We start from the raw sequence: 25790 nt of genomic DNA on the forward strand, positions 1-25790 counted from the left end.
GTCCGGCGGCCAGTTCATTGGTGGATGGACGCAGCGCCAGATGAGGCGCTGCGGGCAGATGGGCACGAAATGCCGTGGCCTCTCAGGCGATCTTGAAGCGTGCCACCGACTGGCGCAGCTCTTCCGCCATGTGCGAGAGTTCACGCACCTGCTGCGCCGTCGTGCGCGTGCCTTCACCGGTCTGCTCGGTCACGGCAAAGATGTGCTGGATGTTGTCAGCCACGCCGTTGGCCAGTTCGGCCTCGCGCAGCGCCGACGAGGAGATCTGCTCGATCAGCTCGGCCAGGCGGCGCGACACGCGGTCGATTTCGGTCAGTGCAGTGCCGGCAGAGTCGGACAGGCGTGCGCCCTCGACCACGCCCTGGGTGGAGCGCTCCATGGCGGCCACGGCGTCTTGCGTATCGGTCTGAATGGCCTTTACCAGTGCCGAGATCTGGCGCGTGGCATCGGCCGAACGCTCGGCCAGGCGCTGCACTTCCTCGGCCACGACCGAGAAGCCCCGGCCCGCTTCACCGGCGGATGCGGCCTGGATGGCGGCGTTCAGGGCCAGCACGTTGGTCTGCTCGGTAATGTCGGAAATCAGCTCGGTGATTTCGCCGATTTCCTGCGACGATTCGCCCAGGCGCTTGATGCGCTTGGAAGTGTCTTGGATCTGGTCGCGGATGGCGTTCATGCCGCCGATGGCATTCTGCACCGCCGTCAGGCCCTGCTCGGCAGCCTGCAGCGACTGGCGCGCCACCTGGGCCGACTCCTGCGCCTGCGAGGACACGTCGTTGATGCGCCCGGCCATGTCCAGCACCGAGCGGCCAGTCTCGCGGATCTCGCGCAGCTGCTCGGTCGATGCCGCAAGCAACTCGGTCGATGTGGTGTCCACCAGTGCCGTGGTCTCAGCCACGCGCGCTGCGGTGTTCTGCACGCTGCCCACCAGCAGGCGCAGCTCCTCCACCGTGTAGTTCACCGAGTCGGCGATGGCGCCGGTGATGTCCTCGGTCACCGTGGCTTCCTGCGTCAGGTCGCCCTCGGCCACCGTCTGCAGCTCGTTCATCAGGCGCAAAATGGCTGCCTGGTTGGCGTCGTTGACGCGCTTGAGCTCCTGCTCCTGGCGGCGGGCATCGCGCTGCTGCGATTCGGCCAGCGCTTGGCGGCTGCGGCTGTCGAGCAGCTGCACGCGCGAAATCGCCATGCCGCATAGCAGCACGAACAGACCGGCTGCAGCCAATGCGGCGAATTGCCCAATGCTCATGCCCGAGCGGGCATTCAATTCATCCTGCAGGCTTTCGAGCTTGCGCCGCAGCGGCTCGCTGTCGGCGATCACGGCGGCCTGTGCCTCGCGCGCTGCCACCAGGCCCTGAAGGTTGCCCAGGATGGCGCCGGCCTGGGTACGGGTCTGCTCATAAAGTTTGATCAGCGCTTCGAGCTGCTCGCGTGTCTGTGCGTCGCGCGTGACATCGAGCCGCAGCGCGGCGCTGCCGTCCAGCATCCCCTGGGCAATTTCCTTGAAGGCGTTCAAGTCCTTGCCCAGCAGGAACACGGCCTCCGGGCTCACGCCCTCGGTGGTCTGGAACTCATTGGCCGACTTGCCGATGCGCTGCGTGAGCATCACCAGCTGGCCAGCTGCCGAGATCTCTGCAGGCGATGCGCCCTGCTGCAGCTTCAGGGAGGCAATGGTCTCGGTGATCTCCAGCAGATCCGAGGACTGGCGGTTGATGGTGCGCAGGGCGTCGCCCACCTGGGTCAGGATCTTCTGCTGGCCCATCACGGTGGCGGCGTTCTTCTCGGCCCGATCGACCAGCGGGGTGATGCCTTCCAGGTCAGCCTGGTACTGCTCGCTCAGCGCCTGGACGTCCAGCGCAGAGTCGCCGTTGGCCAGCGCACGCACGTTGCGCGCCAGCACACCCGAGCTGTCCACCACGTCCGGGAAGGCCTGCGGATTGCCCACCAGCGCCTGCGAGACCGATTTGGCCAGCCGCTGCGACTGCATCAGCGCCTGACCCGTGGCGGCCAGGTGCGCCGCCGAGCGGTTGGCCTGCTGCAGCACCCAGCCGGCGATGAGCGCCAGCACCACCAGGCCCAGGGTCAGCAGCATCAACAGGCGGCGCTGGTGCGTGCTGGCCGGAGCGCTGCCCAGCAGAGGCAGGCTGACCACATCCTCGCGTGGCAGGCCATCGTCATGCACCGTCGCGCGCAGGATGGCACCGGGGTCGCCCTGGACAGTGTTGAGCGCATCCTGTGCATAGCCTTGGTTCATCGCGGCGGCCGCAGGTTGGACGGACGCGGGGCCAGCCAGCCCCACATCGCCGGAACCCGCAGCCTTGCGATTGAACAGTTTTCCAAAAGGATTGACAACGGACATGGTGCTGCCTTGACAGAGGTGGCGGGAAATCAGGATCTGATGGCAAGAAACGTCGGATGCTGCGCCAGCGCCTGCAGATCGACTTCTTGCCAGCGTTCGCCCTGTGCATCGATATAGCAGGCGCCCAGGTAGTCGGGCCCGCTCTCGGGTGCCGGCTCGCTGGTGGCAAAGGCATCGGCGTTGCGCAAGCCGGCCAGGCGCTCGACCAGCAGCGCGGCATTGACTTCGAGCGTCTCGCCCAGCGTCAGCAGGCTGGCTTCGGCCAGGGTCTGCTCGGTGCGCAGCGGTGCGGCGCCCAGCAGCATGGCCAGATCGACCACTCCCCTGAGGGCGCCGCGCAGGTTGGCCACGCCCAGGAACCACGGCTGCGTGTAGGGCACGCGCTGCACGCCGCTCCAGGGGAAGATTTCACCGGCCTGCGACAGTGGCAGCAGCAGGCGCCTGCCGGCCGACTCCACCGCCAGCCAGGATGAGATTGCCACCCCTTCGGAGCGGGCAGCCTGCAGGCGCGCCGCCAGTCGGGTCTGCAGTTCCTTGAGCGCTTCGCGATTGGCCATGCAAGCTGCCGGATCAGTTCAACGCGGCGATGGTGGCCTGCAGCTGCGCCGGATCGACCGGCTTGGTGACGTAGCCGCGTGCGCCCTGGCGCATCCCCCAGACGCGGTCGGTCTCCTGGTTCTTACTGGTACACATGATGATGGGCACATCGGCGTATTGCGGATCACGCGAGATGGCGCGCGTGAGCTGAAAGCCGTTCTGGCCGGGCATGACCACGTCCATCAGGATCAGATCGGGCTTTTCCTCGGCCAGGCAGCGAAAGGCTTCCTCGGCGTTTTCTGCGGTGCGCACCTGCATACCCTGCTTTTGCAGCAGGCCGGTCAGAAACATCAGTTCGGTCTTGGAATCATCCACGACCAGTACCTTGTGGATAGACATCATTTTTCTCCTTGTGGCACGCAGGCGAACTGCAGCACGGTCTGCAGCAGCTGATCCTTGGTAAAAGGTTTGGTGAGGTAGTCCTGACAGCCCACCATGCGCCCGCGCGCCTTGTCGAAGATGCCGTCCTTGGACGACAGCATGACTACCGGGGTGTCGGCAAAGCGTGGGTTGCGCTTGATGATGGCGCAGGTCTGGTAGCCATCGAGCTTGGGCATCAGGATGTCGCAGAAGATGAGCTGCGGCTCATAGTCGTTGACCTTGGCCAGCGCATCGAAGCCATCGTCGGCCAGCAGCACCTCGTGGCCGCCCTGCTTGAGAAAGATTTCGGCGCTGCGCCGGATGGTGTTGCTGTCGTCCACCACGAGCACCTTGAAGGTGGGGGAATTCGTCGTCGTAGCCAATTGTTCGGTGCTCCTCGGGCTGTGGCCCTGAACGCGGCAAGCCAGCCTGCCGCTCAGAACTCCACCATGTCGAAATCGGTCTTGGATGCGCCGCATTCGGGACAAGTCCAATCTACGGGAACGTCCTGCCAGCGCGTGCCAGGCGCCAGACCGTGGTCGGGGGCGCCGGCCGCCTCATCGTAGAGCCAGCCACAGACCAGGCACATCCAGGTTTTCAATTCAGTCACGCAGAAGGCATCCCATAGAATGCGCGGATTGTAGCCAGCGGCCATCAGCCTCCGTAGCTTTCACGCCACCGCTCACGCTGGCCGTTTTTTGCATGAATCACAGCCCTGCGCGCCCCACGGAAACCCCGATTGCCACGCCCGAGGAAGCCGATGCCATGGCCGACGTGGTGTGCGTGCTGACCTTCAACGCCAACGACCCCAGCGGCGCCGGCGGATTGAGCGCCGACATCGCTGCCATCAGTGCCGTGGGCGGCCACCCCCTGGCTGTGGTGACAGGCGCCTATGCGCGCGACAGCAGCCAGATCTTCGAACACTTCGCCTTCGACAGCGACATCGTGGCCGAGCAGGCACGCGCCGTGCTGGAGGACATGCCGGTGCAGGCCATCAAGGTCGGCTTCGTCGGCAGCCCGCAGAACCTGGCGCTGATCGCCGAAATCACCGACGACTATGCCAATGTGCCCGTCATCGCCTGGATGCCCGACCTGTCGTGGTGGCGCGACGATCTGATCGACCAGTACCTGGACGCCTTTGCCGAACTGCTGGCGCCGCAGGTCTCGCTGCTGGTGGGCAGCCACAGCCTGCTGGCGCGCTGGCTGCTGCCCGACTGGAGCGCCAGCACCACTCCCAGCCCGCGCGAGCTGGCCCTGGCTGCCGCCGAACTGGGCATTCCCTATGTACTGGCCACCGGCGTCCACCTGTCCGACCAGCACATCGACAACGTCCTCACTTCGCCCCAGGCGGCAGTGGCCAGCGCTCGCTTCGAGCGCATAGCGGCGACCTTCATCGGTGCCGGCGACACGCTCAGCGCCACGCTCACCGCCTTGGTGGCCAGCGGCTGCGACCTGGGCGAAGCCCTGGCCGAGGCGCTGACCTATCTGGATGGCAGCCTGGAGCATGGCATCCATCCGGGCATGGGCCATGTGCTGCCCGACCGCATGTTCTGGGCGCAACCCGAGGAGGGCGAAGACGGCGACGCCACAGCCGCGCCCGATCCGCTCGACCCCGCCGGCTTTCAGATTCCACCGCATGACACACAGCATTGACTCCACCACCGCCGCCACTGGCGACCGCAACCAGCAGCTCTTCGAGCGCGCCCAGGCACTGATCCCCGGCGGCGTGAACTCGCCCGTGCGGGCCTTTCGCGCCGTGGGCGGCACGCCGCGCTTCATCGAGCGCGCGCACGGCGCCCACATGTGGGATGCGGGCGGCCAGCGCTACATCGACTACATCGGCTCCTGGGGGCCGATGATCCTGGGCCACGGCCATCCAGCGGTGGTCGAGGCGGTGCAAAAGGCGGCGCTGGAGGGCTTCAGTTTCGGCGCGCCCACCGAGCGCGAGGTCGAACTGGCCGAGCAAATCATCCGCCACGTGCCATCCATGGAGATGATCCGCCTGGTCAGCTCGGGCACTGAGGCCGGCATGAGCGCCATCCGCCTGGCGCGCGGTGCCACCGGGCGCTCCAAGATCATCAAGTTCAACGGCTGCTACCACGGCCATGCGGACTCGCTGCTGGTCAAGGCCGGCTCGGGCTTGGCGACCTTCGGCCACGCCACCAGCGCCGGCGTGCCGCCCGAGGTGGTGCAGCACACGCTGGTGCTGGAATACAACGATGTGGCGCAGCTGGAAGAAGCCTTCGCGCTGCACGGCCCAACAATCGCCTGCGTGATCATGGAGCCGATTGCCGGCAACATGAATTTCGTGCGCGCCAGCGTGCCCTTCATGCAGCGCGCGCGCGAGCTGTGTACGCACAGCGGCGCGCTGCTGATCCTGGACGAAGTCATGACTGGCTTTCGCGTCGCCCTGGGCGGCGCACAAAGCCTGTACGCGCAGCAGATCGGCGGCTTCCAGCCCGACCTCACGGTGCTGGGCAAGGTGATTGGCGGCGGTATGCCGCTGGCCGCCTTTGGCGGGCCGCGCGCCATCATGGAGCAGCTCGCGCCGCTGGGGCCGGTCTATCAGGCCGGCACCCTCAGCGGCAATCCGGTGGCCACGGCCTGCGGGCTGGCCACGCTGCAGCAGATCGCGCAGCCGGGCTTCTACGACCACCTGGCGGCGCGCACGCAGGCCTTGATGCAGGGTCTGGAGGGCGCCGCGCGCGAGGCCGGCGTGCCCTTTGCCACCGACAGCCAGGGCGGCATGTTCGGCTTCTACCTCATGGCCGAGCTGCCGCAGAACTACCCGCAGGTGCTGACCACCGACGGCGCGCGCTTCAACCGCCTGTTCCACGGGCTGCTTGCTCGCGGCGTGTATGTCGCGCCGGCGCTGTACGAAGCCGGGTTTGTCAGCAGCGCGCATACCGACGAGGACATCGCGCAGACCGTCGAGGCCGCGCGCGAGGTGCTTGCCGAGCTGGCCAGGCAGTAACGCCGGTCTTGCTCCCTCTCCCGCGCGCGGGTGAGGGAGCGGGCACCGGCGGCGCGCCCAGTTCAGTGGCGGAAGTGGCGCACGCCGGTGAACACCATGGCCACGCCGCGTTCGTTGGCCGCGTCTATCACTTCCTGATCGCGCATCGAGCCGCCCGGCTGGATGACGCTCGTGGCGCCGGCATCGACCACCACGTCCAGCCCGTCGCGGAACGGGAAGAAGGCGTCGCTCGCCACCGCCGTGCCGGCCAATGACAGACCCGCCGCCTGCGCCTTGATGCTGGCGATGCGCGCCGAGTCCAGCCGGCTCATCTGCCCCGCGCCCACGCCCATGGTCATGCCGCCCTTGCAGAACACGATGGCGTTGCTTTTCACGTACTTGGCCACCTTCCAGGCGAACAGCAGATCCTGCATCTCCTCCTGCGTGGGCTGGCGCTCGGTCACCACGCGCACGTCAGGCAGCAGCAGCTCGTGGTTGTCGGCGGTCTGCAGCAGCAGGCCCGAGCCCACGCGCTGCGCGTGCATGGCGTTGCGGCCCTGCTGCCAGGGCGTGTCGCCGCCCGGTGGCAGGGCAATCTTCATCAGCCGCACGTTGGCCTTGGCCTTGAAGACCTCCAGCGCCTCGGGCGCGAAGTCCGGTGCCATCAGCACCTCGACGAACTGCTTGGCGATCTGCTGCGCCGCCGCGCCATCCACCGGGCGGTTGAGCGCGATGATGCCGCCGAAGGCGCTGGTCGGATCGGTCTGGAAGGCCTTGGAATACGCCTCCAGCGCATTCGTGCTCACGGCCACGCCGCAGGGGTTGGCGTGCTTGACGATGACGCAGGCCGGCAGCTTGAAGCTTTTCACGCACTCCCAGGCAGCATCGGCATCGGCGATGTTGTTGTAGGACAGCTCCTTGCCCTGGAGCTGCTCGCCGGTGACGATGGAGCCGGGCGCCGGGTGCAGGTCGCGGTACAGCGCCGCGCTCTGGTGGCTGTTCTCGCCATAGCGCAAGTCCTGCACCTTGGTGAAGATGCCGTTGCTCTGGCCCGGGAACAGGTGGCGCACGGGCACGTAGCTGGCCGCCTCCTGGCCATCCTCGAAGTCCACCGAGGACAGGTAGTCGCTGATGGCGCCGTCGTACTGGGCGATGCGGTTGAAGGCGGCCACCGACAGGGCAAAGCGCAGCCTGTCGCTCAGGCGCCCGCCGGCCTTGAGCTCGGCCAGCACCGCCGGGTACTGGCTGGCGTCGGTCAGCACGCCCACATCCTTCCAGTTCTTGGCGGCACTCCTGACCATGGCCGGGCCGCCGATGTCGATGTTCTCGATGGCGTCGGCCAGCGTGCAGCCGGCCTTGGCCACGGTGGACTCGAACGGATACAGGTTGACCACCAGCAGGTCGATGGTGTCAATGCCGTGCTCGGCCAGCGCCGCCATGTGCGCCGGCACGTCGCGGCGCGCCAGCAGGCCGCCGTGTACCTTGGGGTGCAGCGTCTTGACGCGGCCATCGAGCATCTCGGGGAACTGCGTCAGCTCGGCCACTTCGGTGACCGGCAGACCCTCGCGCGCCAGCAGCTGCGCCGTGCCGCCGGTGGACAGCAGGCGCACGCCCAGGGCGTGCAGCGCGCGCGCGAACTCGACGATGCCGGTCTTGTCGGAGACGGAAATCAAAGCATTCATGGGTGCCCTCGATAGTGGTGATTTTTGAATGAAATACGGCTCGAACCCTTGTCCAACAAGCGCTGGCAGCTATGGTTTTTGATTTTTCTCGACATCCAGCAGCTGATGATCGAGCAGCTTCTTGCGCAGCGTGTTGCGGTTCAGGCCCAGCCACTGCGCGGCGCGCGACTGGTTGTGCTGGGCGTGGTGCATGACCACTTCCAGCAAGGGCCGCTCGACCAGGCGTACGACCATGTCATAGACCCGGTCGGGCGATTCGCCGCCCAGGTCGAGGAAGTAGCTGTTCAGGCTGTCGCGCACGCACTGCTCCAGGCTGGCCTGGCGGGCAGCGTCGGGTGCGGCCGAGGCAGGATCGGGTTCGGTGCTCATGCGTTCAGGGGGAAGCTGGCCGGGTGGGCGCTGGCGGCAGCGTCTGTGGCGGCGGCGGGCAGGCGATCCATGCGCGCGCCCAGTTCGTCGAAATACTGCGCCACGGCCTGCCACTGCGCGCCGCTGTCCTCCAGGGTATTGATGTGCCGGCGCAGCGCCTCGCCGCCGGGCAGCGCGCGCACATACCAGGCGATGTGCTTGCGCGCGCTGCGCACGCCGCTGGCCTCGCCGTAGAGCTGGTAGTGATCAAGCAGATGCGCCAACAACAAGCGGCGCACCTCGGCCACCAGCGGCGGCGCCAGGTGCTGGCCGGTTTCAAGGAAATGGGCGATCTCGCGGAAGATCCAGGGCCGGCCCTGCGCCGCGCGGCCTACCATGAGGGCGTCGGCGCCGGTGGCGGTCAGCACGGCGCGCGCCTTCTCGGGGCTGTCGATATCGCCGTTGGCCACCACCGGCACGCGCACCGCGTCCTTGACGGCGGCAATCGTCTCGTACTCGGCCTGGCCACGGTAGCCCTGCTCGCGCGTGCGCCCGTGCACGGTGAGCATCTGGATGCCCGCGTCCTCGAACTGGCACGCCAGCTGCACGGCGTTTTTTTGCTGCTCGCACCAGCCGGTGCGCATCTTCAGCGTGACGGGCACGCCGCGCGGCGCACAGGCGGCCACCACGGCGGCGGCGATCTCGACGGCCAGCGGCTCGTTTTGCATCAGCGCCGAGCCGGCCCATTTGTTGCACACCTTCTTGGCCGGGCAGCCCATGTTGATGTCGATGATCTGCGCGCCCCGGTCGATGTTGTAGAGGGCGGCCTCGGCCATCATGCTGGCTTCGGTGCCGGCGATCTGCACGGCAATCGGGCCGCTTTCGCCCTCGTGGTTGGCCCGGCGGCTGGTCTTGAGGCTGTCCCACAGGTCGCGCCGCGAGGTCACCATCTCGCTGACCGCATAGCCCGCGCCCAGCTGTTTGCACAGCTGGCGAAACGGCCGGTCGGTCACGCCCGCCATGGGCGCGACGAACAGGCGATTGGGCAGGGCATGGGGGCCGATGCACAGGGCAGACATGGCAGGCGAGTGGACGAAGAAGGCGGCTGGGCGGGCGCGGAGCAGCCAGGCAGGCTGCGGGGGAGGCGATTGTACTGCCCAAATTTTCAGCAGTCTCAGCGCAGCGGCACGTCGAAGAAGCGATCCGGATAGGGCTCGCGCTCCAGCGTGAAGTGCCACCACTCCTCGGGCAGGTTGCGCCAGCCGTGGCGCTGCATGAGCGCGCGCAGCCAGTGGCGGTTGTGCTGCACGTCGGGTGGCAGCTCGGCGTTGTCGGTGTGCGAGAGCTCGTCGAACAGGTCGAACGGCGTGCCCATGTCGGCCTCCTGGCCATCGGCCAGCGGCCCGGCCAGCACGCTGCGCGCGCGTACGCCATCGAGCACCACCAGCGTCATGTCCACGGTGCTGGCGCGGCTGTGGCCCGAGCGCTCGGCGATGTAGCCGCGCTGGAACAATTCCTCCTTGGGCACGCGCGGGTAGAACGCCGCCTTGGTCTTTTGATCCTGCAGATCGCGCCCCCAGCGCACGAAGTCATCGACGGCACGCTGTGGCCGGTAGCAGTCGAAGACCTTGACGCGCAGGCCCAGCGGCGCCACCTCGCGCTGCACGGCGGCCAGCGCCTGCGCCGCCGGGCGGCTGAGCCAGCATTGCGCGGCCTCGTAGCCGGCCACCGGACGGCCCAGGAAGTTGTGGCTGCCGCGATAACGCATGTCCTGCGCAATATCCGGCGCCACGCTGGCCAGCGCCACCAGGTCGGGCGCACCGGCAGCCGGGCTGCGGCTGGCGCTGGCCTCCGCCGCGCTACCCGGCCTGCCGCCTTGCGGGCCGGTGCAGCCAGCCAGTGCCGCCAGCAGCGCCGCCGCTGCCAGCGCCTGCCATGCCGGGCGCGCCTTGGCCGCCCTGTTCATCCTTGCCCTGCCTTGCTGCTGACTGACCATGGTCTGCGAACTCCTACGTGGAAACAGAAGCCGGACGATACAAGATGGCCTCGCCCAAGGGGCAAGAATCGGCGCTTCGCCCTCTTTCGCGCTTTCGCCCCTTCGACTTCCCGCCACCCCGCCCTGCCCGCTATGCCCGACTGGATGCAACTGCTGCTCGACACCCTGGCCCTGCCGCAATTCGGCCTGAGCACGGTCTTCCTGGTCGCCTTCGTCTCGGCCACGCTCTTGCCGCTGGGCTCGGAGCCGGCGGTGTTCGGCCTGATCAAGCTCAACCCGGCCATGTTCTGGCCGGCCATCGTGGTGGCCAGCGCCGGCAACACGCTGGGCGGCGCCGTCAGCTGGTGGATGGGCCTGGGCGCGCACAAGGCCTGGCACGCCGCGCGCCAACTGGGCCGCGACGCGCCTGCGCAACCCGCCCCAGCACGCCGCCCGCGCGAACTGTCGCGCCACGAGCGCATCGTGCGCGTGTGGCTGCGCCGCTGGGGCGCACGCGCCTGCCTGCTGAGCTGGCTGCCGGTGGTGGGCGATCCGCTGTGCGCCGTCGCCGGCTGGCTGCGCCTGCCCTTCTGGCCTTGCGTGGCCTACATGGCGGTGGGCAAGTTCCTGCGCTACCTGGTCATGACCTGGCTGCTGCTGCACACCGTGCCTGAGGGCTGGCTGCGCTGGCTGCATGGCTGAGCACAGGCGGGGCTGCAGACCCATTGATTTGCAATTTTTATAGCTGTCAGCGCTTATCCAACAAGGGTTTGAGCCGGATTTGATGCTCAAACTGTGGCTGCGCGGCGCTGCCAGGCGCCCTCCAGGGCGAACAGCGCCAGCGCCGTCCAGATCAGCGCAAAGCCCAGCAGCCGCGCCGGCTGCACCGACTCGCCCATCAGCGCCACGCCCAGCAGGAACTGCAGGCTGGGCGAGATGTACTGCAGCAGCCCCAGCGTAGCCAGCGGCACGCGGCGCGCGCCGGCGGCAAACAACAGCAGCGGCACGGCGGTGATGGGGCCGGCAGCCAGCAGCCACAGCCAGTCGGCAGCACCGGCCTGCGTCCAGGCCGCCGTGCCCTGGCCTGCCCACCAGGCTAGCAGGGCCAAGGCCAGCGGGGTCAGCAAGGTGGTTTCCAACGCCAGGCCTTCCAGCGCCCCCAGCGGCGCCGTCTTGCGCAGCAGGCCGTAGCCGCCGAAGGTGAGGGCAATCGCCAGACCGATCCACGGCAGGCGCCCGGCCTGCAGCGCCAGCCACAGCACGCCGCAGGCCGCCACCGCCACGGCTGCCCACTGGCCCCGGCGCGGGCGCTCGCCCAGCACGGCGTAGCCCAGGGCGACGTTGATCAGCGGCAGGATGAAGTAGCCCAGGCTGGCGTCCAGCACATGGCCGTTGTTCACGGCCCAGACGTAGAGCAGCCAGTTGGCTGACAACAGCAGCGCCGACAGCGCCGAGACGGCCAGCAGCCGTGGCTGGCGCAAGAGCGGCGCCAGCCACGCCCACTGCCGGCGCACCAGCAGCACCAGGGCGACGAAGAGCATCGACCACAGCGTGCGATGCGCGATGACCTCCAGCGCCGACACCTGCGCGAGCTGGCGAAAGTACAGCGGGAACAGGCCCCAGGCGGTGTAGGCGGCGGTGGCGTAGGCGATGCCGGGGACATGGGGTGGAGGGAGGAAATGGGGCGCTGGGGCAGAAAGTGCCAGGGCCGGGGCACGTTTGCCAGGCCGAGCGGCCCGCAGACAGCAGCAGGGACAGCAGGCGCGCAAAAGCCGATTGTGCCGCCGCACGCCCTGCAGGAGGCAAAGCCTGAGCGCACACCAGCCAGATAATGTTTCTTTTTGCAAGGTCGTCCACGCCTTCCCTCCCTCTTCACGAGGCCGCCTGCCATGGAATTCATCAACATCCTGCCCGACGAGCCGCCCTCGGCCTGTCCCGGCTGCTCGTCGCCGCAAAAGCTCAACTTCTCTTTCGATTTCGCGTATCAGGCCATCATGGACACGCACGCGCGCAGCGTATGGGCGCATGAAGCCCTGGTGCGCGGCACTGAAGGCCAGGGCGCGGGCTGGGTACTTGAGCAAGTGACCGAGGACAACCGTTACCGCTTCGACCAAGCCTGCCGCGTCAAGGCGATTGCCACGGCAGCGGCACTGGGCATGGATACGCGGCTGTCGATCAACTTTCTGCCCAACGCCGTCTATCGGCCCGAGCTGTGCATCCGCACCACGCTGGCGGCAGCGCGCCGCCATCAGTTCCCGCTCGAACGCATCATCTTCGAAGTCACCGAAGGCGAGCGCGTCGAGGATGGCCCGTGGCTGGCGGAAATCCTGCGCGAGTACCAGCGCAGTGGCTTTCTCACGGCGATTGATGACTTCGGCGCTGGCTACGCCGGCCTGACGCTGCTGGCGGATTTTCAACCCGACATCGTCAAACTGGACATGGGCCTGGTGCGCGGTGTGGACACCGACCGCGCACGCCAATCGATCTCACGCGGCCTGCTGCGCATTTGCCAGGAACTGGGCATCCAGGTCATCGCCGAAGGCATCGAAACCGCCGGCGAGCGCGACTTCTTCAGCCACGAGGGCGTAGCGCTGATGCAAGGCTACTTCTTCTCGCGCCCGGCGTTTCGCGCGCTGACGCCGGCGCCCTGACGCGCACCGGCGCCCCGCGACCCTTTGGCTGGCAGACCAGGCAATCCCATCTGGGCTGCAGGGCAGCGTCAGACGTTGAACAAAAAATTCATCACATCCCCATCCCTGACCACGTATTCCTTGCCCTCGGCGCGCATCTTGCCTGCGTCCTTGGCGCCCTGCTCGCCCTTGAACTGCAGGAAGTCGTCGAACGCAATGGTCTGCGCGCGGATGAAGCCGCGCTCGAAGTCGCCGTGGATCACGCCGGCAGCCTGCGGCGCGGTGTCGCCCTTACGAACAGTCCAGGCGCGCACTTCCTTGACGCCGGCGGTGAAGTAGGTCTGCAGGCCCAGCAGGTCGTAGCCAGCGCGGATCAGGCGATTCAGGCCAGGCTCCTCCAGGCCCATCTCGGCCAGGAACATGGCGCGGTCGTCGTCGTCCATCTCGGCCATTTCGGCTTCGATCTTGGCGCAGATGGCGACCACCGGCGCGCCCTGGGCGGCAGCGTAGTTCTTCAACCTGTCCAGCAGCGGGTTGTTCTCGAAGCCGTCCTCGGCCACGTTGCCGACGAACATGGCCGGCTTGGCGGTGATCAGGCAGAACTGCTTGAGCAGCGGCGCGTCCTCCTTGGACACCTCCACCGTGCGCGCCGGCTTGCCCTCGTCGAGCGCCGCCTGGATGGGCGTGAGCAAGGCGACCAGCTTGGCCGCCTCCTTGTCGTTGCCGCTCTTGGCGGCCTTGGAATAGCGGTTCAGCGCTTTTTCGACAGTGGCGAGATCGGCCAGGCACAGCTCGGTCTGGATGACCTCGATGTCAGCGATCGGGTCGACCCGGCCAGCGACGTGGATCACGTTCTCGTCCTCGAAGCAGCGCACCACGTTGACGATGGCATCCGTCTCGCGGATGTGCGCCAGGAACTGGTTGCCCAGGCCCTCGCCCTGGCTGGCGCCGGCGACCAGGCCGGCGATGTCCACGAACTCGACGATGGCCGGCACGGTGCGCTCGGGCTTGACGATTGCGGCCAACTGCGCCAGGCGCGGATCGGGCACTTCGACCACGCCGGTGTTGGGCTCAATGGTGCAAAAGGGGTAGTTCTCGGCAGCGATGCCGGCCTTGGTGAGGGCGTTGAACAGGGTGGACTTGCCGACATTGGGCAGGCCCACGATGCCGCATTTCAGGCTCATGGCGCTTAAGGCTTTCTGGGTGTCTGGGAAACCCGCGATTCTAGGATGCGGCCCCGAATGACCCGCCGCAGCCGCCTCCTACAATCGCCCGCATGGCGCAGACATTCGACATTTGCATCCGTGGCGCGGGCATCGTGGGCCGCACCCTGGCCCTGTTACTGGCGCGCGAGCGCCTGCGCGTGGCGCTGGTCGCACCCACCCCGGCCCCAGCAGCGACCCCGGCGCCGGACGTGCGTGCCTATGCGCTCAACAGCGCCTCGCAGGCCCTGCTGCAGTCACTGCGCGCCTGGCCCGACGCCCAGCACGCCACGCCGGTGCTGCACATGGAAGTGGCCGCCGACCAGGACGGCCTGGTGCGCTTTGATGCAAGCAGCCAGGGCAGCGAGGCGCTGGCCTGGATCGTCGATGTGCCGGCGCTGGAGGCGCGCCTGCGCGAGGCCGTGCGCTTTCAGCCGCAGGTGGAGGTGGTCGAGGCGCCAGTGGCCGCGCCGCTCACGGTGATCTGCGAGGGCCGCGCCAGCCGCACGCGCGCCGAGCTGGGCATCGACTTCGACATCACGCCCTACGGCCAGACGGCGCTGGCCACGCGGCTCGAATGCAGCCTGCCGCATGGCCAGGTGGCGCGCCAGTGGTTTGCGCCGGACGGCTCCATCCTGGCCTTTCTGCCGCTGGACGGGCCGGCGGGGAACTCGGTGGCCGTGGTCTGGTCTGTCCCGCATGAACACATCGAGCAATGGCTGGCGGCCGACGACGACGCCCTGGCCCAGGCGCTGGCCCAGGCCAGCCAGCACGCCCTCGGAGATTTGCGCGTGAGCGCCCCGCGTGCCAGCTGGCCGCTGCAGCAGGCGCGCGCGCGCCGCTGGTGCGGCCCCATGCCGGGGCAGGCGCAGGCCGCGTGGGTGCTGGCGGGCGATGCGGCGCACAACGTCCACCCGCTGGCCGGCCAGGGCCTGAACCTGGGCCTGGCCGATGCGCTGGCGCTGGCGCAGGTGCTGCAGGGGCGCGAATCCTGGCGCGCGCTGCACGACCTGCGCCTGCTGCGCCGCTACGAGCGCCGCGCCAAGGCGGCGCTGCTGCCGGCCAGTGTGGTCATGGACGGGCTGCAGCAGCTGTTTGCCCGCCGCGAGCCTTTCATCGCAGCAGCGCGCAACTGGGGCATGAACGGCTTTGCGCGCAGCGGCCCGCTCAAGCAGTGGGTGGCGCGGCGCGCCATGGGCAGCGCCGCCATCTGATCGACCTCCCGCCACGGGCCGTGCGCTGCGCGGCCCGTGCTTTTTTTCATCTTCCCCATCCTGAGCGGATTCTCTCCATGACAACAGCCCGTACCCTGCTCGCTGCGGCAGCCCTTTTGCTCACCGGCGCCGCTGCCTGCGCGCAGGATGCTGCCATCCGCAAGACCCTGGCCGAGCGCATTCCGCAGCTGTCGCAGATCGACGAAGTGCGCCAGACACCCATGAAGGGCCTGTACGAAGTGCGCGTGGGCACCGACGTGTTCTATACCGACGCCAGCGGCAACTACCTGATCCAGGGCGAGCTGATCGACACGCGCGCGCGGCGCAACCTGACCGAAGACCGCATCACCCGGCTCACCGCGATCGACTTCAAGGCGCTGCCGCTGCAAGATGCCATCACCATCGTCCACGGCAAGGGCGAGCGCAAGCTGGCGGTCTTCGAAGACCCCAACTGCGGCTACTGCAAGCGCTTCGAAAAAGACATGCAGAACGTGGACAACGTGACGGTGTACCTGTTCCTCTACCCCATCCTCAGCCCCGACTCGGCGGAGAAGTCGCGCAACATCTGGTGCGCCAAGGATCAGGCCGGCGCCTGGGACGACTACATGCTGCGCGACAAGGCGCCCACCGCCGCCAGCTGCGACACCGCCGCGCTGCAGCGCAACCTGGCCTTTGGCCGCAAGTACAAGATCACCGGCACGCCCACGCTGATCTTTGCCGACGGCACGCGTGTGCCCGGCGCCATCGGCGCGCAGGACGTGGAAAAACGCCTGGCCGAAGCCGCAAAGTGACAGTCAATAACAGTCAAATCAGCCTCAAACCCAATACAGGCAAGCGCTGACAGCTATATATACGGTAGCAAAAAGGAAACTCCACCCGCCCCATGACCACGCTGCGCCCGACCTCGGCAGCGGTGCATTACCGCATCGACCCAGCCGCCCGCCACGAGCACCTGTACCGCGTGCTGCTGACCGTCCACAACCCTGCCGCGCAACAGGAGCTGTCGCTGCCGGTGTGGATCCCCGGCAGCTACCTGGTGCGCGAGTTTGCCAAGAACCTGCACATGCGCGGCGCCAGCCAGGACGGCCAGCCGGTCGAGCTGCGGCAACTGGACAAGTGCAGCTGGCGCGCCGGCTGCGCCGCAGGCCGGCCCCTGACGGTGAGCTACGAAGTCGCCGCCTACGACACCTCGGTGCGCACCGCCTGGCTGGATACCCAGCGGGGCTTCTTCAACGGCACCAGCGTCTGCCTGCGCGTACACGGCCAGGAGGACGAGGCGCACGACCTGGAGATCGAGCGCCCGCGCGAACTCACCGGCTGGTCGCTGGCCACCGGCCTGAGTCCGCACCGCGTGGCACGTTCGGGCTTTGGCAGCTACCGCGCGCGCAACTATGACGAGCTGGTGGACTGCCCGGTCGAGATGGGGCCGTTCTGGAGCATCCGCTTCACCGCCTGCAACGTGCCGCACCGCCTGGTCGTGGCCGGCGCCGCGCCCAGCTTCGACAGCCAGCGCCTGGTGCGCGACGTGCGCCGCATCTGCGAGGAGGCCATCCGCCTGTGGCACGGCGATGGCCGCCCGCCCTTCGACAGCTATGTGTTCCTGCTCAACGTGGTCAATGACGGCTACGGTGGCCTGGAGCATCGCAACTCCACCGCGCTGATCTGCAGCCGGCGCGACCTGCCGCGCCTGGGCGAAGAGGCCCCCAGCGAGGGCTACCAGAGCCTGCTGGGCCTGTTCAGCCACGAATACTTCCACACCTGGAACGTCAAGCGCCTGCGCCCGGCGCAGTTCGCCCGCTACGACTACGCGCGCGAGAACTACACCCGCCTGCTGTGGTTCTTCGAGGGCTTCACCAGCTACTACGACGACTTGCTGCTGCGCCGCGCCGGCCTGCTCGACCACGCCAGCTACCTGCGCGTGCTGGCCAAGACCATCAACCAGGTGCTGCAGACGCCGGGGCGCTTCGTGCAGAGCGTGGCCGAGGCGAGCTTCGACGCCTGGGTCAAGTACTACCGCCAGGACGAGAACACCCCCAACGCCACCGTGAGCTACTACACCAAGGGCGCCCTGGTCGGCCTGTGCCTGGATCTGGCGCTGCGCCGGGGTGGCCACACGACGCTGGACGATGTCATGCGCGCGCTGTGGCAGCGCACCCAGGGCGGGCCGATGGACGAAGGCGAGCTGCTGCAGGTGCTGCACGCGCTGACCGGGCGCAGCTGGGCCGGCGAGATCGGCGCCTGGGTACACGGCACGCAGGAGCTGCCCCTGGCCGAGCTGCTGGCCGCGCACGGCATCGCCCTGGTGCAGCAGCCGCCCGCGCTGGCCCAGCGCCTGGGCCTGCGCGCCAGCGAGGCGGCCGGCAGCGTCCACATCAAGTCCGTGCTGCGCGGCGGCGCCGCCGAGGCTGCCGGCTTCATGGCCGGCGACGAGTGGCTGGGCATCGAGACGCCCGGCGAGGCCTGGCGCGTGCAGCAGCTCGACGACGTGCTGCTGTATGCCGACCCGCAGCAGCCCTGCACTGCGCTGGTGGCACGCGACCGGCGGCTGCTGCGCCTGGCACTGGACGTGCCCCCTGGCGGCCCGGGCGCGGACACCGTGCGCCTGGACGTGGCCGATGCCGGCCTGGCACAGCGCTGGCTGGGCGCCTGATGCGCCCTGGCGTGGCCCGCCGTGGCCCGCCGTGGCTATAGTCAGACGGTTTTGCTTTCCCTCACCACAACCCAGCCAACACGGAGAACCCCCATGGCCTACGAATGCATCGAAGTGCGCACCGAAGCGGACAAGGTCGGCATCATCACGCTTGCCCGTCCCAAGCAGCTCAACGCCCTCAACGACCAGCTCATGGACGAGCTGGGCGCGGCGCTCAAGGCCTTTGATGCCGACGAGAAAATCGGCTGCATCATCGTCACGGGCAGCGAGAAGGCCTTTGCCGCCGGCGCCGACATCGGCGCCATGGCCAAGTACAGCTTTGCCGACGCCTACAAGGGCGACTACATCACGCGCAACTGGGAGCAGATCCGCCAGATCAGAAAGCCCGTGATCGCCGCCGTGAGCGGCTACGCCCTGGGCGGCGGCTGCGAGCTGGCCATGATGTGCGATTTCATCATCGCCGCCGACAACGCCAAATTCGGCCAGCCCGAGATCAAGCTGGGCGTGATCCCCGGCGCCGGCGGCACGCAGCGCCTGCCGCGCGCCATCGGCAAGTCCAAGGCCATGGACATGGCGCTCACCGCCCGCATGATGGACGCCACCGAGGCCGAACGCGCCGGCCTGGTCAGCCGCGTGGTGGCGCTGGACAAGCTGATGGAAGAAGCCATTGGCGCCGCCATCGTCATCAGCGGCTTCTCGCAGGTTGCCGTCATGGCCGCCAAGGAAACCGTGAACCGCGCCTTCGAGGGCACGCTCTCGGACGGCCTGATGTTCGAGCGCCGCCTGTTCCACGCACTGTTTGCCACTGCCGACCAGAAGGAAGGCATGGACGCCTTCGTGAACAAGCGCCAGGCCAACTTCACGCACCAGTGATTTTTCTTGCACCGCAGATTTTTGCTCTATAATCTGCGGCTTCGGTGGTATAGCTCAGTTGGTTAGAGCGCAGCATTCATAATGCTGATGTCCCAGGTTCAAGTCCCGGTACCACCACCAGACAAAGCATAAAAAAGCCCGGCAGTCGCCGGGCTTTTTTGTTGCCTGGCCGCTGTACGCAGGCAGGCTGCCCAAGGCCTGCCGCAATAGTGCGGGCGGGCCTGGGCTGCGGCGTCAGCTCAACTCAAAAACTCTCCCACTCATCGTTGTCCGCCGCAGGGGCTGCTGCCGGCACCCGGGCCGGTGCCTTGGGCGCAGCCAGCGTTGGCGCCTTGCTGGCGACCGGGGCCTTGCTGCCCGCCGCGCCCGGGACAGCCGCCGGGCGCTGTGCAACCGCCGCAGGGCCAGTGCGCACCGGTGCCGGCCTGGCTGCCATTGGCGCGACGGCCCGCCGGCTGGCGGCTGATGCGCCGCCCATGCTGCCCGCCACCCGGAACACGCCCACCGTCTGCACCAGCTCCTGCGCCTGCTGGTTCAGGCTGGAGGCCGCCGCCGCCATCTCCTCGACCAGGGCGGCGTTTTGCTGCGTCGCCTGATCCATCTGCTGCACCGCCTCGCCGACCTGCAGCACGCCCTGGCTTTGCTCGCCGCTGGCGGCGCTGATCTCGCCCATGATGTCGGTGACGCGGCGGATGCCGGTGACCACCTCATCCATGGTGCTGCCCGCGCGATCGACCAGCTGCGTGCCCTGCTCGACGCGCTCGACGCTGTCGGTGATGAGCTGCTTGATCTCCTTGGCCGCCTCGGCGCTGCGCTGGGCCAGTTGGCGCACCTCGCCGGCGACCACGGCAAAGCCCCGGCCCTGCTCGCCGGCGCGCGCCGCCTCGACAGCCGCATTGAGCGCCAGGATGTTGGTCTGGAAGGCGATCGAATCGATCACGCCGATGATGTCGGCAATCCTGCGGCTGGCATCGTTGATGCCGCGCATGGTCTGCACTACCTGATCGACCACCTCGCCGCCCTGCACGGCCACGGTGCTGGCGCTTTGCGCCAGTTGGTTGGCAGTGCGCGCGTTGTCGGCGTTTTGCCGCACCGTCGAACCCAGCTCCTCCATGGACGCGGCCGTCTGCTCCAGCGCGCTGGCCTGGCTTTCCGTGCGCCCCGACAAGTCCTGGTTACCCTGGGCGATCTGCGTGCTGGCCGAAGCCACCGCCTCCGAGCCCTGGCGCACGCGCGTGACCACCTGCGCCAGGCTGTCGCGCATGGCCAGCATGGTGGCCAGCAAGCTGGTGCTGTCGCCCGCAGGCAGGCGCACCTCGACGGCCAGATTGCCCCCGGCGATTTCGCGCGCCACACTGGCGGCGTAGTCGGGCTCGCCGCCGAGCTGGCGCACCAGCGTGCGCGTGATCAGCCAGGCAATGACCGCGCCCACCACGGCAGCCAGCCCCGCCACCAGCGCCATCAGGGCAGTGGTGGACTGGGCCATGGACTGCACCTCCCGGGCCGTGTCCTGGGCGGCTTTTTTCTGCAGGTCGGTCAGCTCCTGCAAGGTGGCGAGGTAGGCCGCCTGCAGTGGGCGGTTCTCGCGCAGCAGCACGTCGATGGTCATGGCGCTTTGGCCAACCAGACCCAGATCCACCGCCTTGTCGATAGTGGCGTTGTAGCTTGCGCGCTGCTGGGAGAGTTTTTCCAACAACTGCCGGCCAGCGTCTGTGTTCACAGTTGCTTGCAACTTGTTGTACAGCTCACTGTTGCGCGCGCGTGCCTCGTCGATGCGCAGCTTTTCCTGCTGCTGCTGCTGCGGGTCATCCATCATGGCGATGTTGCGCGAGGCGCGCGCCACCACGTTCAGGTTGTTCATGATGTCGTTGATCTGCTCGATCTTGACCATGCGATCCTGCACCAGCAGCGCAGTATTGGCCTGGATGGCCTGCAACTTCAGCCCGCCGATCAGGGCCACGGCCAGCCCGGCGAGGATGACCAGGGCGAAGCCCAGCCCCAGCCGGGTGCCAACTTTCATATGGGAAAAATTCATGGCTGCTTTGCTCACGGAAAGAAAAAAGGCTGGATGACCGGCTGTGCGGGCGCCTCCACAGCGCCCCCGGTCGGCGATCAGCCAGCGCCCATTTTGTAGCTTCTTGCTACCTGGCGTCCGGGTATCCCCTGATTGTCCCCGCATAGCCGGGAGACAGGCGATAGCTGCGGCCTCTGCGCTTTGGGCACAATCGCGGCCCTTCCACCCTTTCTGTCCCCCAGCTCCTGGATAAACACCATGCTCCGCTGCCCTCCCGACCCGCACTGCCGGGCTGACGCCCGCCACCCCGCCCGCCCCTCGGCCAGCCCGGCCCCTGCCGCCCTGCGGCTGCCTGGAGCGCGCCCATGAGCCAGAAGAAAATCTTCATCAAGACCTTCGGCTGCCAGATGAACGAGTACGACTCGGACAAGATGGCCGATGTGATGCAGGCCGCCGCAGGCTACCAGCCCACGGACAACCCCGACGAGGCCGACCTGATCCTGTTCAACACCTGCTCGGTGCGCGAGAAGGCGCAGGAAAAGGTCTTTTCCGACCTGGGCCGCGTCAAGCACCTCAAGGAAAAGGGCGTGCTGATCGGCGTGGGCGGCTGCGTGGCCAGCCAAGAGGGCGAGGAGATCATCCGCCGCGCGCCCTTCGTCGATGTGGTGTTCGGCCCGCAGACGCTGCACCGCCTGCCCGAGCTGCTCGATGCACGCCAGCGCCAGCACCGGCCCCAGGTGGACATCAGCTTCCCCGAGATCGAGAAATTCGACCACCTGCCACCGGCGCGCGTCGAGGGCGCCTCGGCCTTCGTCTCCATCATGGAAGGCTGCTCCAAATACTGCAGCTACTGCGTCGTGCCCTACACGCGCGGCGAGGAGGTCAGCCGCCCGTTCGAGGACGTGCTGGTCGAAGTCGCCGGCCTGGCCGATCAGGGCGTCAAGGAAGTGACGCTGCTGGGCCAGAACGTCAACGCCTATGCTGGCGCCATGGGCGAGACGGCGGACAAGGCCGACTTCGCCCTGCTGCTGGAATACGTGGCCGAGATCCCCGGCATCGAGCGCATCCGCTACACCACCAGCCACCCCAACGAGTTCACGCCGCGCCTGATCGCCGCCTACGAAAAAATCCCAAAACTGGTCAGCCACCTGCATCTGCCCGTGCAGCACGGCTCGGATCGCATCCTGATGGCCATGAAGCGCGGCTACACAGCTATGGAATACAAGAGCACGGTGCGCAAGCTGCGCGCCATCCGCCCCGACATGGCCATGAGCAGCGACTTCATCGTCGGCTTCCCGGGCGAGACGCAAGAGGATTTCGACAAGATGATGAAGCTGATCGACGATGTCCACTTCGACAACAGCTTCAGCTTCATCTTCAGCCCGCGCCCGGGCACGCCGGCGGCCAATTTGCACGACGACACGCCGCACGAGGCCAAGCTGGCCCGGCTGCAGCAATTGCAGGCCGTGATCAACCAGAACATCAAGGACATCAGCGCCCAGCGCGTGGGCACGGTGCAGCGCATCCTGGTCGAGGGCGCGTCCAGGCGCGACGCCAGCGAGCTGATGGGGCGCACCGAGTGCAACCGCGTGGTCAACTTCGCCGGTGGCGGCGAGCTGGTCGGGCAGATGATCGACGTGCGGATCACCGAGGCGCGCAGTTATACGCTGCGTGGCGAGGTGCTGGCCCGGGTGCCGGCAAGCTATTGAAACGCTAGCTGCCAGCGCTTGTCCTGCAACGGTTTCAGATAGTTTTGACCTTGAAACCTTGGCGGCCTCAAATCTGAAGTGCAACACTCCCTTCAGAATCGAGGCCATCATGAACAAAAGAGTCTACGAACCGTTGAGCATGGCGTGTCTGTGGCCCAGACGGAAAAAGACCTGGGCGTTAACGAGAACGTGCTCTGCAATCATTGCTCCTTCAAGTACTTCTCCCTGAATTTGCCGTTGAAGCTCTCGATGCAGACGTTCTAGATCGGGCAGCCTGCATGGTTGAACAGGAGCCGCACACACCGTGCCGCAACCCATGCCATGAAAGCCCAGCTGGTGAACTCTGGCCCCTGATCGGTGCGGATAGACGACGGCGCCGGTTGTTTAACGCTGCCATACAGCAAATTTTGCTGGCAGCCAAGGCACGTCATCGCCCAGCAACAGGTGCAGGCCCTGCTGCAGGTTCAAAAACCGCTTTGATATTGATAGCTGTCAGCGCTTGCCTGGATTGGCTTTGAGCCGGGAAACATGCTCAATCCAGGGCTTTTCAGGCTGCCGGGACATCCAGATAGATCTCGTCCAGCGGCAGCGCCATGTCCAGGCAGTCAATGGGCAGGCTGCCCTGTTCGTAATCCTGTTCGGTGATGAAGTGCGTGCTTGCGGTCATGGCTGGTGCTCCCATCGGTTTGGCAAGTCTTGCAATCCTGTCAGAACGGCAGGCCAGGCATCCCCTTCATGCCCTTCATGCCGCCCATTTTTTTCATCATCTTCATCAGGCCGCCGCCCTTCATCTTCTTCATCATGCCCTGCATCTGCTCGAATTCCTTGAGCAGACGGTTGACTTCCTGCACCTGCACGCCGGCGCCGTCGGCGATGCGCTTCTTGCGCGTGGCCTTGATGAGTTCGGGCCTGCGGCGCTCTTGCGCCGTCATGCTGCAGATGATGCCTTCCTTCCTGCGGATGTCGCGCTCGGCGCGATCCATGTCCACGGCGCCGGCCTTGGCGGTGAGCTCGGTGGGCAGCTTGTCCATCAGGCTGGACAGCCCGCCCATCTGCTTCATCTGCTGGAGCTGGCCCAGGAAATCGTTCAGATCGAAGCCGTCGCCGCTCTTGACCTTGGCGGCGAGCTTTTGCGCCGCCTCCATGTCCACGCCAGCGCTGACTTGCTCGACCAGCGCCACGATGTCGCCCATGCCCAGGATGCGCCCGGCGTGGCGCTCGGCGTCGAACACTTCCAGGCCGTCGATCTTCTCGGACACGCCGGCGAACTTGATCGGCGCGCCGGTGATCTGGCGCACCGACAGCGCCGCGCCGCCGCGCGAGTCGCCATCGAGCTTGGTCAGCACGATGCCGGTGAGCGGCAGCGCTTCCTTGAAGGCGCGCGCCGTGTTCACCGCATCCTGGCCTTGCATGGCATCGACCACGAACAGCGTCTCGACGGGCTTGAGCACCGCGTGCAAGTCCTTGATTTCCTGCATCAGCACTTCATCGACGGCTAGGCGCCCGGCGGTGTCCACCAGCAGCACGTCGAAGTAATGCTTTTTCGCGTAGTCCAGCGCGGCGGTGGCGATGTCGCGGGGCTTTTGCTGCGGCGTGCTGGCAAACCACTCGGCGCCGGCTTGCTTGGTCACGGTCTTGAGCTGCTCGATGGCCGCCGGGCGATAGACGTCGCCCGAGACGGTGAGCACCTTTTTCTTGCGCTTTTCGATCAGGTGCTTGGCGAGTTTGGCCGTGGTCGTGGTCTTGCCTGCACCCTGCAGGCCGGCCATCAGGATGACGGCGGGCGGCTGCGCGGCCAGGTTCAGGTCGGCCACGCCCTCGCCCATGGTGGCGGCCAGCTCCCGGTTGACGATGCCCACCAGCGCCTGGCCGGGCTTCAAGCTGCCCAGCACTTCCTGGCCCAGGGCCTTGTCCTTGACGCGTGCGATGAAGTCGCGCACCACCGGCAGCGCCACGTCGGCTTCGAGCAGCGCCATGCGCACTTCGCGCAGCATGTCCTGCACATTGGACTCGGTGATGCGGGCCTGGCCGCGCATTTCCTTGACGAGACGGGTGAGTTTTTCGGTCAGGGCGGAGGCCATGAATGCGTGCTCCAGAGACTTTTGAGGGCGCGCGTGCTGCGCCCGAGGGCCGTCCCTTGCGCGAGGCTGGACGGCTAAACTGCGAACCCATGATTTTACCCAGCGCCCCCTGGCCCTGTGGCTGCTGGCCGCCAGCGCCGCCCTGGCCTACGCCCTGGGCGCGGCCAGCGCCGCACGTGCCGGCGCCGGCGCCCACGCCGGGCGCAGCCTGTGGGCCATGGCGCCCGCCTGGGTGCTGCACGCCGTGACCCTGGCCTGGGGCCTGATGGGCAGCACGCCGCACTTCGGCTTTGCGCCGGCGCTGTCCATGACGGCCTGGCTGGTGCTGACCATCTACGCCGTCGAGCACCAACTGTTTCCGCAGATGCGCGCGCGTGCCGCGCTGGGCGGCCTGGGCGCTGCCGCCGTGCTGCTGGCGGCGCTGTTTCCGGGCCGGGCGCTGCCGGTCTCGGCCTCGCCCTGGCTGGCGCTGCACCTGACGCTGGGCGTGGCCTGCTATGGACTGTTTGCCGCCGCCGTGATCCACGCCTGGCTGATGGGGCGCGCCGAGCGCCAGATCCGCCAGGCCGTCACCTCGTCCACGGCGCTGCCGCTGCTGACGCTGGAGCGCCTCACCTTGCGCTTCGTCGCCGCCGGCTTCCTGCTGCTGTCGGCCACGCTGGTGGCGGGCTGGCTGTTTGGCGAGGCGCTCTATGGCCAGGCCTGGCGCTGGGATCACAAGGCGGTGTTCTCGCTGCTGGCCTGGCTGACTTTTGCCGTGCTGCTGCTGGGCCGGGCGCGCTTTGGCTGGCGCGGCGCCCGGGCGGCGCGCGTGCTGTATGCCGGCGCGGCGCTGCTGCTGCTGGCCTACGCCGGCTCGCGTTTCGTCATGGAAGTGCTGCTGGGGCGCGCCGGATGATGAAGTACCTGCTGCTGGCGGCGGTGATCGCCGTGGTCTATGCCCTGTGGCGCAATGGGCAGCGCCGGATGCCGCGCCCCCCGGCTGGCCCGCGCGGCGCGCCCCAGGCCAGCCTGCCCGAGCCGATGGTGCGCTGCGCCCGCTGCGGCGTCCACCTGCCCCAGTCGCAGGCGCTGAGCCACGACGGGCACAGCTACTGCTGCGAGGCGCACCGGCGCCAGGGGCGCGACGCATGAGCGCTGGCGCAGCCG

Annotated in this window: 23 protein-coding genes, 1 tRNA gene and 1 pseudogene; 12 read left to right on the top strand and 13 right to left on the bottom strand. The window is 67.6% G+C overall.

Translation table 11 applies throughout. From position 1 onward, the window contains the following. Positions 1–82: 82 nt before the first annotated feature. Genes IDM45_RS10605 through IDM45_RS10625 form a run of 5 tightly spaced genes read right to left on the bottom strand, consistent with a single transcriptional unit; the run spans position 83 to position 3899 of the window. Positions 83–2353, bottom strand: coding sequence for a methyl-accepting chemotaxis protein (locus tag IDM45_RS10605; protein WP_209422811.1), 2271 nt, complete (start codon positions 2351–2353; stop codon positions 83–85). Positions 2354–2382: 29 nt separating this feature from the next. Then, entirely contained in the window at positions 2383–2910 is a 528-nt protein-coding gene (locus IDM45_RS10610; RefSeq protein WP_209422812.1) for a chemotaxis protein CheW, read from the bottom strand. Between the two features lie 13 nt (positions 2911–2923). Beyond that, positions 2924–3289 (bottom strand): response regulator, encoded by a 366-nt coding sequence (locus IDM45_RS10615; RefSeq protein WP_209422813.1) that lies wholly within the window; start codon positions 3287–3289, stop codon positions 2924–2926. Beyond that, positions 3289–3693: a response regulator gene (locus IDM45_RS10620; RefSeq protein WP_209422814.1), complete on the bottom strand. Its 405-nt coding sequence runs from the start codon at positions 3691–3693 to the stop codon at positions 3289–3291. Before IDM45_RS10620 ends, IDM45_RS10615 begins: the two co-directional genes overlap by 1 nt. Before the next feature lie 53 nt (positions 3694–3746). Next, a complete protein-coding gene (locus tag IDM45_RS10625) occupies positions 3747–3899 on the bottom strand; it encodes a rubredoxin (RefSeq protein ID WP_233457635.1) in 153 nt (50 codons plus the stop codon). A 113-nt stretch (positions 3900–4012) separates the two neighbouring features. Here IDM45_RS10625 and thiD point away from each other — a divergent pair, with 113 nt between their 5' ends. Both thiD and hemL read left to right on the top strand, forming a co-directional pair. Continuing rightward, the gene (gene thiD / locus IDM45_RS10630) at positions 4013–4963 is read left to right on the top strand and encodes a bifunctional hydroxymethylpyrimidine kinase/phosphomethylpyrimidine kinase (RefSeq protein ID WP_209422816.1); all 951 of its coding nucleotides are present in this window, start codon (positions 4013–4015) and stop codon (positions 4961–4963) included. Beyond that, on the top strand, positions 4947–6284 hold the full coding sequence (hemL, locus tag IDM45_RS10635; protein WP_209422817.1) for a glutamate-1-semialdehyde 2,1-aminomutase: 1338 nt from the start codon (positions 4947–4949) through the stop codon (positions 6282–6284). The genes thiD and hemL overlap by 17 nt, the downstream gene beginning before the upstream one ends. 62 nt (positions 6285–6346) lie before the next feature. Here hemL and purH read toward each other — a convergent pair whose 3' ends face one another. The 4 genes from purH to IDM45_RS10655 all read right to left on the bottom strand — a co-directional run bounded on the left by purH (position 6347) and on the right by IDM45_RS10655 (position 10259). Next, positions 6347–7945 carry a bifunctional phosphoribosylaminoimidazolecarboxamide formyltransferase/IMP cyclohydrolase gene (gene purH / locus IDM45_RS10640; RefSeq protein ID WP_209422818.1) on the bottom strand — a complete coding sequence of 533 codons (1599 nt, stop codon included), beginning with the start codon at positions 7943–7945 and terminating at the stop codon, positions 6347–6349. A 69-nt stretch (positions 7946–8014) separates the two neighbouring features. Beyond that, positions 8015–8314: a helix-turn-helix domain-containing protein gene (locus IDM45_RS10645; RefSeq protein ID WP_209422819.1), complete on the bottom strand. Its 300-nt coding sequence runs from the start codon at positions 8312–8314 to the stop codon at positions 8015–8017. After that, entirely contained in the window at positions 8311–9372 is a 1062-nt protein-coding gene (dusB, locus tag IDM45_RS10650) for a tRNA dihydrouridine synthase DusB (RefSeq protein ID WP_209422820.1), read from the bottom strand. Before dusB ends, IDM45_RS10645 begins: the two co-directional genes overlap by 4 nt. A gap of 95 nt (positions 9373–9467) precedes the next feature. Then, positions 9468–10259 carry a M15 family metallopeptidase gene (locus IDM45_RS10655; protein ID WP_209422821.1) on the bottom strand — a complete coding sequence of 264 codons (792 nt, stop codon included), beginning with the start codon at positions 10257–10259 and terminating at the stop codon, positions 9468–9470. 174 nt (positions 10260–10433) lie between these two features. Here IDM45_RS10655 and IDM45_RS10660 point away from each other — a divergent pair, with 174 nt between their 5' ends. Beyond that, positions 10434–10970 carry a YqaA family protein gene (locus IDM45_RS10660; protein WP_209424088.1) on the top strand — a complete coding sequence of 179 codons (537 nt, stop codon included), beginning with the start codon at positions 10434–10436 and terminating at the stop codon, positions 10968–10970. Between the two features lie 86 nt (positions 10971–11056). On the opposite strand, the gene rarD is transcribed toward IDM45_RS10660, so the two are convergent. After that, positions 11057–11920: an EamA family transporter RarD gene (gene rarD, locus IDM45_RS10665; protein ID WP_325169005.1), complete on the bottom strand. Its 864-nt coding sequence runs from the start codon at positions 11918–11920 to the stop codon at positions 11057–11059. A 237-nt stretch (positions 11921–12157) separates the two neighbouring features. Between rarD and IDM45_RS10670 the strand changes: the two genes are divergently transcribed. Further along, a complete protein-coding gene (locus IDM45_RS10670; RefSeq protein ID WP_209422822.1) occupies positions 12158–12919 on the top strand; it encodes an EAL domain-containing protein in 762 nt (253 codons plus the stop codon). Between the two features lie 68 nt (positions 12920–12987). Here the strand turns inward: IDM45_RS10670 and ychF are convergent, their stop codons facing one another. After that, entirely contained in the window at positions 12988–14082 is a 1095-nt protein-coding gene (gene ychF, locus IDM45_RS10675; RefSeq protein ID WP_209422823.1) for a redox-regulated ATPase YchF, read from the bottom strand. Positions 14083–14174: 92 nt separating this feature from the next. Between ychF and IDM45_RS10680 the strand changes: the two genes are divergently transcribed. The 5 genes from IDM45_RS10680 (at position 14175) to IDM45_RS10700 (ending at position 18957) form a co-directional block, all read left to right on the top strand. Continuing rightward, a complete protein-coding gene (locus IDM45_RS10680; RefSeq protein ID WP_209422824.1) occupies positions 14175–15314 on the top strand; it encodes an FAD-dependent monooxygenase in 1140 nt (379 codons plus the stop codon). Between the two features lie 77 nt (positions 15315–15391). Next, complete coding sequence (locus tag IDM45_RS10685) at positions 15392–16105, top strand: DsbC family protein (protein ID WP_209422825.1); 714 nt, start codon at positions 15392–15394, stop codon at positions 16103–16105. Between the two features lie 92 nt (positions 16106–16197). Further along, on the top strand, positions 16198–17964 hold the full coding sequence (locus IDM45_RS10690) for a M61 family metallopeptidase (RefSeq protein ID WP_209422826.1): 1767 nt from the start codon (positions 16198–16200) through the stop codon (positions 17962–17964). Positions 17965–18057: 93 nt separating this feature from the next. Next, positions 18058–18837: an enoyl-CoA hydratase gene (locus IDM45_RS10695; RefSeq protein ID WP_209422827.1), complete on the top strand. Its 780-nt coding sequence runs from the start codon at positions 18058–18060 to the stop codon at positions 18835–18837. 43 nt (positions 18838–18880) lie between these two features. Then, positions 18881–18957: transfer RNA gene (locus IDM45_RS10700), tRNA-Met, on the top strand. 124 nt (positions 18958–19081) lie between these two features. Here the strand turns inward: IDM45_RS10700 and IDM45_RS10705 are convergent. Next, positions 19082–20872 (bottom strand): methyl-accepting chemotaxis protein, encoded by a 1791-nt coding sequence (locus IDM45_RS10705; protein ID WP_209422828.1) that lies wholly within the window; start codon positions 20870–20872, stop codon positions 19082–19084. A 344-nt stretch (positions 20873–21216) separates the two neighbouring features. On the opposite strand from IDM45_RS10705, the gene miaB reads away from it, so the two are divergent. Next, positions 21217–22560, top strand: coding sequence for a tRNA (N6-isopentenyl adenosine(37)-C2)-methylthiotransferase MiaB (gene miaB, locus IDM45_RS10710; protein ID WP_209422829.1), 1344 nt, complete (start codon positions 21217–21219; stop codon positions 22558–22560). A gap of 707 nt (positions 22561–23267) precedes the next feature. Here the strand turns inward: miaB and ffh are convergent. Next, entirely contained in the window at positions 23268–24641 is a 1374-nt protein-coding gene (ffh, locus tag IDM45_RS10715) for a signal recognition particle protein (protein ID WP_209422830.1), read from the bottom strand. An 89-nt stretch (positions 24642–24730) separates the two neighbouring features. Here ffh and IDM45_RS10720 point away from each other — a divergent pair. Both IDM45_RS10720 and IDM45_RS10725 read left to right on the top strand, forming a co-directional pair. Beyond that, a pseudogene (locus IDM45_RS10720) lies at positions 24731–25539 on the top strand (cytochrome C assembly family protein). Beyond that, the gene (locus tag IDM45_RS10725) at positions 25536–25775 is read left to right on the top strand and encodes a PP0621 family protein (protein WP_408631666.1); all 240 of its coding nucleotides are present in this window, start codon (positions 25536–25538) and stop codon (positions 25773–25775) included. Before IDM45_RS10720 ends, IDM45_RS10725 begins: the two are co-directional and overlap by 4 nt. Positions 25776–25790: the final 15 nt, after the last annotated feature.

The sequence above is a fragment of the Melaminivora jejuensis genome, from assembly GCF_017811175.1.
GTDB classification, from domain to species: Bacteria; Pseudomonadota; Gammaproteobacteria; order Burkholderiales; family Burkholderiaceae_C; genus Melaminivora; species Melaminivora jejuensis.